Origin of the sequence: Rahnella perminowiae (assembly GCF_019049755.1) — a bacterium.
Classification (GTDB): domain Bacteria; phylum Pseudomonadota; class Gammaproteobacteria; order Enterobacterales; family Enterobacteriaceae; genus Rahnella; species Rahnella perminowiae.
This window is the reverse complement of the sequence record NZ_JAFMOS010000483.1, coordinates 1-11,972: the sequence shown is the minus strand read 5'-3', so window position 1 is coordinate 11,972 and position 11,972 is coordinate 1. Positions and strand designations below refer to the sequence as shown.

Sequence of the window (11,972 nt, the reverse complement as noted above, 5' to 3'; positions counted from 1 at the left end):
GGTTGCAGCAAGACTCTCCATATTTTTATATAGTCACTGACTCTGTATGGTTTTTATTCAAAATTACTGTCGAGCCGGATACTGGTTTAGCCTTATCCACTTTTCAATATTTTTAACATTTCAAATACACAAAATTCACCCTCCATCACAGTTATCCGCAATACGGGTTGTACTTTGCAGCGCGGAAAGTTGCACCCGATACAACCCTTGATATTGACGCCATGACAAGACAGGCAAGATCCATGCCGTTATTTTCTTGTTAAAAATGCCAGGTGAATCACAACAGGCACACTTCATGCATTAACAAGGTTGCACAAGGTTGCAACATAGAAGATATTGCTCGACATAAAGATAACGAATTCACCTGAAATTTTTCATATGGAGTGTTTGCGCATGGGTATGACCACGATGGGCGTGAAGCTGGATGAAGGTACACGTGACAGGCTAAAAGAAGCGGCTCACAAAATTGACCGCACGCCGCACTGGCTGATCAAACAAGCGATATTTTCCTATCTTGAACGGCTGGAAAACGGCGATACACTGCCGGAAATTCCGGCACTGAATGGCGCTGCACCTGAAGGTGCGGAAGATGCCGCTGTACAACCTGTTCAGGAAGCCCACCAGCCATTCCTTGATTTCGCTGAGCAAATTCTGCCACAGTCGGTCAGCCGCTCGGCTATCACCGCCGCCTATCGCCGCCCTGAGCCTGAAGCCGTATCCATGCTGCTTGAACAGGCGCGTCTGCCTGCCCCGCTCAATGATGCAGCGCTGAAACTCGCGGCTGATATCGCCACCAGACTCAGAAACCAAAAGAGTGCAAACGGCCGCGCCGGGATGGTGCAAAGCCTGTTGCAGGAGTTCTCTCTGTCTTCTCAGGAAGGCGTAGCGCTGATGTGTCTGGCGGAAGCATTGCTGCGTATCCCCGACAAACCGACACGCGATGCGTTAATCCGCGACAAAATCAGCAACGGTAACTGGCATTCACATCTGGGACGCAGCCCGTCGCTGTTCGTTAACGCCGCAACCTGGGGTTTGCTGTTCACCGGAAAACTGGTCGCGACACACAATGAAGCAAGTCTGTCAAAATCTCTGAACCGTATTATCGGTAAAAGCGGTGAACCCCTGATCCGCAAAGGCGTGGACATGGCGATGCGCCTGATGGGCGAACAGTTTGTAACCGGTGAAACCATCGCCGAAGCGCTGGCCAATGCCCGTAAACATGAAGAAAAAGGTTTCCGCTATTCCTACGACATGCTGGGAGAAGCCGCGCTGACCGGAAAAGATGCCCAGGCCTATTTACTGTCTTATCAGCAGGCGATCAATGCCATTGGCAAGGCATCCAATGGTCGCGGCATTTATGAAGGCCCCGGCATTTCCATCAAACTTTCCGCCCTGCACCCGCGTTACAGCCGGGCGCAATATGAACGTGTGATGGAAGAATTGTATCCGCGCCTGCTTTCGCTGACCTTGCTGGCACGCAGTTACGACATCGGCATTAATATTGATGCCGAAGAAGCTGACCGTCTGGAAATCTCTCTCGATTTGCTGGAAAAACTGTGCTTTGAACCGGAACTGGCCGGCTGGAACGGTATCGGCTTCGTGATCCAGGCGTATCAGAAACGTTGTCCGATGGTCATTGATTACCTGACCAATCTGGCACAGCGCAGCCGCCGCCGTCTGATGATCCGCCTGGTGAAAGGCGCGTACTGGGACAGCGAAATTAAGCGCGCGCAAATGGACGGTCTGGAGGATTATCCGGTTTATACCCGCAAGGTTTACACCGACGTTTCCTATCTGGCCTGCGCCCGTAAACTGCTGGCCGTGCCAAACCTGATTTATCCGCAGTTCGCAACGCATAACGCCCACACCGTGGCGGCGATTTATCAACTGGCGGGTAATAACTATTATCCGGGACAGTACGAATTCCAGTGTCTGCACGGCATGGGTGAACCGCTGTACGAGCAGGTGGTGGGGAAAATTTCTGACGGCAAACTGAACCGCCCGTGCCGTATTTATGCCCCGGTCGGTACACACGAAACGCTGCTGGCGTATCTGGTGCGTCGTCTGCTGGAAAATGGTGCGAACACGTCCTTTGTTAACCGTATCGCTGATGCCACGTTACCGATCGGGGAACTGGTTGCCGATCCGGTTCTGGCAGTTGAAGCGCTGGCCGCCAGTGAAGGTCAGGTCGGACTACCGCACCCGCGTATCGCACTGCCGCGCAATCTTTACGGTGACAAACGCGTCAACTCTGCGGGTCTGGACATGTCCAGCGAACACCGCCTGGCATCCCTGTCCAGCGCCCTGCTGCAAAGCGCCAGCCATCCGGTAAAAGCACAACCGATAATTGATGCGCAGACGGATGATGGCGAATTCCTGCCGGTGATCAATCCCTCTGAAAATACCGATATCGTCGGGTATGTTCGGGAAGCGACGGAGGCGGAAATCAGCCGTGCGCTGGATGCCTCAACTGCTGCCGGTGCGATATGGTTTGCGACACCTCCCGAAGAGCGTGCCGCCATCCTGCAACGCGGCGCAGAACTGATGGAAGCGCAGTTGCAAAACCTGCTTGGTGTGCTGGTGCGCGAGGCAGGAAAAACCTTTAATAACGCCATCGCTGAAGTGCGTGAGGCCGTAGATTTCCTGCATTATTACGCCGGGCAGATCCGCGAAGATTTCGCCAATGACACACACCGTCCGCTGGGGCCGGTGGTCTGTATCAGTCCGTGGAACTTCCCGCTGGCGATCTTTACCGGTCAGATTGCTGCCGCGCTGGCCGCAGGCAACAGCGTACTGGCAAAACCCGCTGAACAAACGCCGCTGGTCGCTGCGCTGGCCGTGGGCATTCTGCATGAAGCCGGTGTACCGGCTGGCGTATTGCAACTGCTGCCCGGTCAGGGGGAAACGGTCGGTTCGCAGCTGGTGAATGACGAACGTGTCCGTGGTGTGCTGTTTACCGGTTCGACGGATGTTGCGGGTATCTTGCAACGCAACATTGCCGGTCGTCTGGATCCGCAGGGACGTCCGACACCCCTTATCGCCGAAACCGGCGGCCTGAACGCCATGATTGTTGATTCTTCCGCGCTGACCGAACAGGTGGTCATGGACGTGGTGGCCTCGGCCTTTGACAGTGCCGGCCAGCGTTGTTCCGCCCTGCGCGTGTTATGCATTCAGGAGGATGTCGCCGATCACACGCTGCAAATGCTGCGCGGTGCGATGGCGGAGTGCCGCATGGGCAATCCGGAGCGTCTGAGTACCGATATCGGGCCGGTGATCGACGCCGAAGCCAAAGCCGGTATCGAAAAACATATCGATGCGATGCGTGCCAAAGGCCGCACCGTGTATCAGGCCACGCAGGAATTTACCGCTGACCAGCAGGAGTGGAGCCGCGGCACCTTTGTGAAACCGACGCTGATCGAGCTGGAAAGCTTTGATGAGATGAAGAAAGAAATCTTCGGACCGGTGCTGCACGTGGTGCGCTATGCCCGTCAGGACCTGGATACGCTGATCGGTCAGATTAATGCTGCCGGTTACGGCCTGACGCTGGGCATTCATACCCGCATCGACGAAACCATTCATCGCGTTACGCAGCAGGCGCACGTCGGCAACATGTACGTGAACCGCAATATGGTCGGTGCCGTGGTGGGTGTGCAACCGTTCGGTGGCGAAGGTTTATCAGGCACGGGGCCGAAAGCCGGAGGCCCGCTGTATCTGTATCGCCTGCTGAGCAGCCGTCCGCAAGACGCCGTACCGCAAACCCTGTTACGGCAGGATCGCGAACTGCCGCTCGATACCTCCGTCCGCGAGGCCTTGCTGGCACCTCACCGCGCGCTGCAACAATGGGCGACAGAACAGAAGCACCGCGAGCAGTTTGTCACGGTTTGCGAACGTTTCGCCCAAACCAGTCAGGGCGGTACCTTGCGTACCCTGCCGGGACCTACCGGCGAACGCAACACTTACGCGCTGTTACCACGTGAGCGCGTTCTGGCGCTGGCTGATAATCAGGACGATGCCCTGATCCAGCTTGCCGCCGTCACCGCGACAGGTTGCCGTATTCTCTGGCCGGAAGCGCCGTTGCAACGTGATTTGTTCAACAGCCTGCCAAAAGCGATACAGGCGCGTATCGATTTCGCCAAAGACTGGCAGACCGACACGCAGGTGTTTGACGCGGTGATTTACCACGGTGATGCGGATCAGTTGCGCGAACTTTGCCAGACCATTGCCCAGCGTCCGGGAGCCATTATATCGGTACAGGGTTTTGCGCGCGGTGAGGACAATATTCTGCTGGAACGTCTGTTACATGAACGTTCACTGAGCGTGAATACGGCTGCCGCCGGGGGAAATGCGAGTCTGATGACGATCGGGTAAGGCATGAGTTGCAGGAGAGCCGCTGCAAGTGGGCGGCTTTTAAAAAGCCTGAGGAAACTTTTTGGATTTCAGTTGCAGTGAGGAATGGATCGAGACAATTTCGGTTTCTCAAGAACGGTTATCACGCGGCCTTTCGCGCCGAAACCGACCAGAGGGGAAAAAGCTTTTCCCCTCTGAACTCCCCTCGCTTTTTCAAACAAGTGATCCGCACGCAGGCTATGTTTCAGCAACCACTGTGACAGGCTGGAAATCTTGCCGCTATGCGGTGCCTTCTCTCGGTCCTGAAGCCTTTGGTCTTCAGGCCGCTCCGTTCAGCAAGATTTCTGAATCGCCCGCACGATCTTAAATTCAAAACCATTTGGCCTTTCATATTAAAATCAGTGAGGTTGCGAACTAAAAGCCGGAGGCCGGTTCCAAAATCACGCCGTAACGAGAGGTGAAAAACCGCGATTCTTTTTGCGCGGGTTGTAACCCGAGTGCAGGGCACCGCGCAGCGGCGGGATTTTGCGGCTATCACCTCGCTCGCTGAAACATAGCCTCCAGCGAAGCGCGCAGTTAAAGAGCCCGGGATTCTCAAGGGGTGCGGCGACAGGCGCCCCTTGAGGCCCGTGTGGGTGGCAACCCACGGTTTTGACCTCAGTGTGCCAGAAACTTCTCCAGAAACTGTTTCGTTCTCGCATGTTGCGGATTTGAGAACAGTTCCTTCGCGGGCCCCTGTTCCACTATTTTTCCCTGATCCATAAAAATAGCGCGGTCTGCTACGTCACGGGCAAAACTCATTTCGTGGGTCACTATCACCATAGTGCGACGCTCGAGAGCCAGTGCACGGATGGTGTTGAGAACTTCCCCCACCAGCTCCGGGTCAAGGGCGGAGGTAGGTTCATCAAACAAAATTACTTCAGGGCTCATTGCCAGTGCGCGGGCAATGGCAACGCGTTGCTGCTGACCACCGGAGAGGCGGCGCGGATAGGCATTTTCTTTGCCACTTAACCCGACTTTTTCCAGTAGCTGACGTGCCGTGGCGATGGCTTTTTCTTTCGGCTCGCCCTTCACTATCACCGGCCCTTCAATGATGTTTTCCAGCACTGAACGGTGCGGGAACAGATTGAAGTTCTGGAAAACAAACCCTACCTGCTTGCGCAGTTCACGGACGTTATTCTTCTGTTTACTGACAGGCTTACTGGCATCAATTTCGATATTACCGACTTTGATGGTGCCGCCGTCCGGCTCTTCCAGCAGGTTAATGCTGCGTAATAAGGTGGTTTTACCCGAGCCGCTGGGGCCAATGATCGCCACAACTTCCCCGGCATTCACCTGCAAATCAATACCGTGTAACACCGTTTGTCCGTGGAATTTTTTAGTCAGTTGCTTTACGTCAATAGTACTCATGAAGGCTCCTGATCCTGACGGTTAACGCGGTCTTCCAGACGGTTTTGCAGGAAGGATAAAACGGTCGCCAGCACCCAATAAATGACCGATGCCGCCAGATACATGGTGAACACTTCCAGTGTGCGTGAGGTAACCAGTTGTGCCTGCCGGAACAGTTCCGGCACCTGAATAGTCGCCGCCAGCGAGGTATCTTTCACCAGCCCGATGAAACTGTTGCCCAGAGGAGGCAGCGCGGTACGGGCGGCCTGCGGCAAAATCACGCGGCGCAGGGTTTGCCACGGATTCATGCCGATACTGGCTGCCGCTTCCCACTGCCCTTTTTCGATAGACGAAATCGCCGCACGCAGGGTTTCAGAGGTATACGCCGCCGTATTGAGGGAGAGGCCAATCATCGCCGCCGGGATAGGATCCAGCTCAATGCCAAACTGGGGCAGACCGTAGTAAATCATAAACAGCTGGGCGATCAGCGGCGTGCCACGGAAAACGGAGACGTAAAAACGCGACAACCATGACAGTGGCCAGAAATGCGAAAGGCGCATCAGCGCCAGCACGAAGCCCAGAATAAGACCGAACACCATCCCGCCCAGACTGAGCTGAAGCGTAAACAGTGTCCCTTTCAATAAAAATGGTGCTGAATCCAGCACCAGTTGAATACTTTCTTGCATCTAAGACCTTTAGATTTTCTGGATCTTTGAGATATTCACCGATGCTCTAAATAAATGAACTTGCATCAAGTCAGCAAGTGCGCAAGTCCCGATGAGCTTACACAGGTAAGTGATTCGGGCGAGCAAGCGCAGCTAACGCCAAGGCAAGTTCAGTTATGACGAGCATTACTTCGTTACATCCGCGCCGAACCATTTCTGTGAGATCTTCGCGAGTGAGCCGTCCTGCTGCATTTCAGCAATCGCTTTGTTGATCGCGGCCAGCAGTTCCGGGTTGTCTTTGCGGATCGCCACGCCCGATTCCAGACGGGAGAAAGGCGCGCCTGCAACCGCTAAGGTATCACCGGTTTTCTTGACCAGATCCAGTGCTGCCAGACGGTCTACCAGAATAGCGTTGATGCGGCCTACGCGCAGATCCTGATATTTAGTCGGGTCATCATCATAAGTACGGATATCCACACCCTGCACGTTCTGACGTAACCATTGCTCGTAGTTACTGCCCAGACCTACACCGACTTTTTTGCCTTTCAGATCTTCAGGCTTAGTGATGGTGCCTTCCTGTCCTTTTTTGGTCAGCGCCTGAATACCGGAAACAGTGTACGGCGTAGAGAAGTCATATTTTTTCTCACGCTCAGGAGAAATGGTCACCTGATTGATCACCACGTCGATACGTTTAGATTCCAGCGAAGCCAGCATGCCGTCCCATTTGGTCGGTTGCAGTTTCGCTTTCACGCCCATGTGCTGCGCCAGCGCATCCGCAAATTCGACTTCAAAACCGGTCAGTTTGCCGTCTTCACCCTGAAAACTGAACGGAGGATAAGTCCCTTCCAGCCCGACGATCAAAGTGCCACGATCTTTAACTTTCTTCAGTAACCCTTCGTCAGCCAATGCATTGCTGACCATGCCTGCGGTCAGCGTGACCGCAACAGCACCCAGAAGCAAACGACGACGCAGTGTAGAAAAACCCATATTCACCTCAGTTATAGTTAGTTATAGAACGCTATATCCCCTACTAATTTGCGCACAGTAGCACCCACTGCGCCAGTTATCAGGAATATAATTCTATAATCTTAGCTCAAAAAAGCATAAGCAGATTGTAGAGTATTAAACCTGCGGATGATACGCAAACAGTGCCGGTGCGCCGCCGGTGTGAATGAACAGAATCGGGCCTTCTTCCGGGAATAATCCGCGCTCAATACCCTCAAGTAAACCGGCCATCGCTTTGCCGGTATACACCGGATCCAATAACATCGCTTCCTGCTCTGCCAGCAGTTTCACGGCGGCGGTCCCGCCTTCATTTGGCTCACCATAGCGTGGCGCAAAATAGTCGTCCCACAAGATAATTGACGGCGTTTTCTCACCCAGCTGCAATTGTGTTGTCACGTCCCGGGCAATGGCTTCGACTTTCGGACGTTGGGCATCGGCGCTACGTGACACCGTCACGCCAATCAACTGCGTATCCGGCATGAGATGTTGCAACGCAACCGCCAGACCGGCGTGCGTACCGGCGCTGCCTGATGCCACCACCACGGCACTGAAATCCACAAAACTGGCTGAAGATTGCTCGGCGATTTCCAGCGCACATTTCACATAGCCGAGTGCGCCGAGGGCATTGGAGCCGCCAACCGGCACCACGTACGGACGAAAACCTTGTGCCTCCAGGCGTTCAGCTTGTTCGGCAAGTTGCGCCATCGGATCATGCAGTGCGTCGCACATCACCACTTCCACGTTAAAGAGATCCAGCAGCAGACGGTTGCCGTTGGTCAGATAATTTGCTTCGGTAGTGCCGATCGGGTTTTCCAGCAAGGCAACGCATTTCAGGCCCAGTTTAGCGGCTACGGCGGCGGTCTGGCGTACATGGTTTGACTGAATGGCACCGGCAGTGACCAGCGTATCGGCACCTTCTGCCAGCGCAGCCGCGGTCAGATATTCCAGTTTGCGCAGCTTATTGCCCCCCATCGCCAGCGGTGTAATGTCATCACGTTTGATGTAAATATCGCGGCCGACGTATTCAGAAAGACGATGCAGTTTTTCCAGTGGTGTGGCACTGCACAGTAAATCGAGACGATCGAAGGCTTCCAGCCGGGTTTTAAGCAAAGAAATTTTAGCAGGCACAGTGTTCCCCTGACGCACGGCACAGAGCGGTACGAAGTTGTTATCGTTAAAGTAGGTTAGATTCAGAGACGGGTTATTGAGTCAGTATATAAAGAATTTATAGAAACTGCGGACAGATTCAAGACAAAAAAACAGGCTCCCGGAGGAGCCTGTTTGTGCATTGCGCGTCAGTCTGTCTGAGATCCGATTACGCGGATTTCTGCCAGGCCAGATACTGGTCGTATTTGCGCAGGGCAATACGGTAGTTGTCATGACCCGCCACCGGTAAATCACTGATGATTCGCTGGTGGATACTGTCCCCTGAAAGTTTCTCCAGAGGATAGTTGTTTGCAGAGAGGATTTCATCCAGACGGCGGAGGCGGACAACATACTCGCGCACCGTGCTGTGATTCATCTCAGTCTGCTCAAACAGGTATTGCTTAAACGCCATAATGTCAAAATATGACGAATGGCTGTTACAGCTTATCTCACTGCAAAAACGACACAGCGCGGTCAGTTCCTGCGACAGGTTGTGCCACACGTCATCATCAATAGGCTGGTCCATCTTGGCGATGGCCTCTTTATTGATGATTTGCCCGCGAAACACCAGTGCCATCCTGTCGAGTTCTTTTGCACACTGTGAGCAATGAGTCTGACTGTGTTTAAAATCTTTAAGATAACGGCTTAAAGGCCTTGTTTTGATTCCCGCTGGCATAAATTTATTCCTGATAAGGGATATAAAATGTATAACCGGCCAGGAAAAAGCGGATCAGTGGTCGTTAGCCAGACGGGTTCGCAAACGCTTAATCGCCTGACTGTGGAGCTGGCTTACCCGGGATTCCCCGACGTCCAGCACCGCCCCGATCTCTTTTAAATTCAACTCTTCCTGGTAGTAAAGCGTAAGTACCATCTTTTCCCGTTCTGGTAACGCATCGATAGCTTCCATCACCCGGTGGCGTAAATTGCCCTCCAACAGATGATGTAACGGGTTGGCCTCTTCGTGCCCTTCCATCAATGCCTCGGCAGTATCGCCGTGCTCTTCGCGCCATTCGTCATAAGAAAACAACTGGCTACTGTTCGTATCCATTAATATCTGCCGGTACTCCTCGATGGGAATATCCAGCACCTGCGCCACCTCTCCTTCACTCGGCGGTCGCCCTAATTTTTGTTCTGCGCTATGCATCGCCTGAGACACTTCGCGCGCATTACGTCTGACGCTGCGCGGCACCCAGTCGCGGCTACGCAACTCATCAAGCATGGCACCACGAATACGCTGAACGGCATACGTGGTAAATGCCGTCCCCTGCATCGCATCAAAACGCTCAACCGCATTTAACAGGCCGATCCCCCCCGCTTGCAGTAGATCATCAAGCTCTACGCTGGCGGGAAGCCGCACCTGCAAACGCAGGGCTTCATGGCGCACGAGCGGAACATAGCGCTGCCACAAAGAATTTTTGTCTATCACGCCGTCGGCGGTATACAGATCGCTCACTGTCGTAACCTGGCAAATTGAGGGTCAGTATGATTGTGCCAGTGATAACCGCTGTTCAATCGGCTGAATAAGGCCTGAAAAGCACGGTTATTTTGATTATGTCTCGCACATTCTGTTTGCAGACGTCTGCCGGTAACGCGTCAACGATCGATTAAAAAAAGATCACAACCTAAAGATTATCCTAAATTATACCAGTGAATGCGTAGCATTAATCCTTAAGAATGGTAAATTTTGGTTAAAAAAAACCCCGCCGGAGCGAGGTTTGTTCTGTTTATAACCGAACTGCGTAATTTGTCGACTAAGACAATTATTGCAGCAGGGACAATACAGACTGAGGAACCTGGTTAGCTTTCGCCAATACTGAAGTACCCGCCTGCTGCAGGATCTGTGCACGGCTCATGTTGGACACTTCGGTAGAGTAGTCTGCATCCTGAATACGGCTACGTGCAGAGGTCAGGTTGTCAACGGTGTTGCTCAGGTTAGTGATGGTAGACTCGAAACGGTTCTGTGAAGCACCCAGTGAAGAACGCTGAGTATCAACAGCTTTCAGTGCAGCATCAATATCAGCCAGTGGTGAAGTACCCGCAGAAACGCCATTCTCATCAACTTTACCAGTCAGAACGTCGAAGCCTTCAGCGGCTACGGTACGCAGGTTACCATTCACTACGGTACCTGGTGCGCCAGCAGCGATGGCAGCGTCAGCGCCAGCCGTTTTCGCAGCAGAGTAAGTTGACAGGTTACTATCAACTAACAAAGCTGAACTCAGTTGAGTGTCGGCAGTAGTTTTGTCCCCAGCAATAGCACCAGCGGTTGGGTAACCGGTTTTAACTTTAGCCAGCGCAGCAGAAATATCTGCGTCTGAACTCACACCCAGCTTAGTACGTAATGCAACTTCAGCTGTTTTTTCTGTTGCTGAACCCGCCGCTGCATCTGCATAGGCCGTCAGTTCTGTTGCAGCACCAGTCACAACAGCAGCAGCGGCCGTTGCATCAGCAGGTTTAGCAAGTTTAGTGTCATAAGCAGTTTTGTATGCTGCTTCAGCGGTCGTAATATTTGCGCTGGTGTTGATGCTGTTGCTGGATGTACCGTCAGCATTTGCAGCTGCCAGATTCCAGCCTGCGCTTGAACCGATACCGATGCTGATTTGCTCGCCGTCTTTAGAACCCACCTGGAAATCATAAGAACTGGTGGCCGCAGTACGGTTGTCCAAGACTTTAATACCGTTGAAGTCAGTTTGTTTAGTAACGCGGTTGATCTCTTCCATACGTTGGTTAACTTCAGACTGGATGGAGTCGATGTCTGATGCGGAGTTAGAGCTGTTCTGTGCCTGAACGGTCAGGTCACGAATACGTTGCAAGTTGTTGTTGATTTCGCCCAGCGCGCCTTCAGCAGTCTGTGACAGAGAGATACCATCGTTAGCGTTACGGGAAGCAACAGTCAGGCCATTGATGTTAGACGTGAAACGGTTGGCAATCGCCTGACCCGCTGCATCATCTTTTGCGCTGTTGATACGCAGACCAGAAGACAGACGCTCAATGGCGGTGCCCAGGGATGCTTGAGATTTGTTCAGGTTGTTCTGAGTCATCAGGGACAAGCTGTTAGTGTTGATTACCGCCATAGTATGATTTCCTTAAAGTCTGTTAATTAGGTTTAGGCTTTCGGCCTACGGCTTTATCACCGTCCAAACTTGTATCGGCGCTTACACAGGAACCTTTAGCCAGAATTTAAAAAAAACGAAAAAAAACGTTCCCCCGTTTTTTCTTTCTTATATAGGGCAAACTAAACCCGCAAATTACCCCTCATACAGCCAGCTATTCTTGCCATAGAAATTTAGATGCCCGTATGCTGCTTCAGCGGTCGTAATATTTGCGCTGGTGTTGATGCTGTTGCTGGATGTACCGTCAGCATTTGCAGCTGCCAGATTCCAGCCTGCGCTTGAACCGATACCGATGCTGATTTGCTCGCCG

At 52.9% G+C, this 11,972-nt stretch carries 8 protein-coding genes; 1 reads left to right on the top strand and 7 read right to left on the bottom strand.

Features of this window, described 5'->3' with window-relative positions; translation table 11 throughout:
- Window positions 1-393: 393 nt before the first annotated feature.
- Window positions 394-4,368 (top strand): trifunctional transcriptional regulator/proline dehydrogenase/L-glutamate gamma-semialdehyde dehydrogenase, encoded by a 3,975-nt coding sequence (putA, locus tag J1785_RS09320; RefSeq protein ID WP_217219279.1) that lies wholly within the window; start codon window positions 394-396, stop codon window positions 4,366-4,368.
- Window positions 4,369-5,004: 636 nt separating this feature from the next.
- On the opposite strand, the gene tcyN is transcribed toward putA, so the two are convergent.
- The 7 genes from tcyN to J1785_RS09285 form a co-directional block, all read right to left on the bottom strand.
- Window positions 5,005-5,757, bottom strand: coding sequence for an L-cystine ABC transporter ATP-binding protein TcyN (gene tcyN / locus J1785_RS09315; RefSeq protein ID WP_129951478.1), 753 nt, complete (start codon window positions 5,755-5,757; stop codon window positions 5,005-5,007).
- Complete coding sequence (gene tcyL / locus J1785_RS09310; RefSeq protein WP_129951479.1) at window positions 5,754-6,422, bottom strand: cystine ABC transporter permease; 669 nt, start codon at window positions 6,420-6,422, stop codon at window positions 5,754-5,756. The genes tcyN and tcyL overlap by 4 nt, the downstream gene beginning before the upstream one ends.
- A gap of 165 nt (window positions 6,423-6,587) precedes the next feature.
- Window positions 6,588-7,388, bottom strand: a complete 801-nt coding sequence (gene tcyJ / locus J1785_RS09305) for a cystine ABC transporter substrate-binding protein (protein WP_217138315.1) — start codon at window positions 7,386-7,388, stop codon at window positions 6,588-6,590.
- A gap of 135 nt (window positions 7,389-7,523) precedes the next feature.
- Complete coding sequence (locus J1785_RS09300; RefSeq protein ID WP_129951481.1) at window positions 7,524-8,534, bottom strand: D-cysteine desulfhydrase; 1,011 nt, start codon at window positions 8,532-8,534, stop codon at window positions 7,524-7,526.
- A 187-nt stretch (window positions 8,535-8,721) separates the two neighbouring features.
- Window positions 8,722-9,228: a flagella biosynthesis regulatory protein FliZ gene (fliZ, locus tag J1785_RS09295; protein WP_129951482.1), complete on the bottom strand. Its 507-nt coding sequence runs from the start codon at window positions 9,226-9,228 to the stop codon at window positions 8,722-8,724.
- Window positions 9,229-9,282: 54 nt separating this feature from the next.
- Window positions 9,283-10,005 (bottom strand): RNA polymerase sigma factor FliA, encoded by a 723-nt coding sequence (locus J1785_RS09290; protein WP_129951483.1) that lies wholly within the window; start codon window positions 10,003-10,005, stop codon window positions 9,283-9,285.
- A gap of 307 nt (window positions 10,006-10,312) precedes the next feature.
- Window positions 10,313-11,623, bottom strand: a complete 1,311-nt coding sequence (locus tag J1785_RS09285; protein ID WP_217219278.1) for a FliC/FljB family flagellin — start codon at window positions 11,621-11,623, stop codon at window positions 10,313-10,315.
- Window positions 11,624-11,972 lie beyond the last annotated feature (349 nt).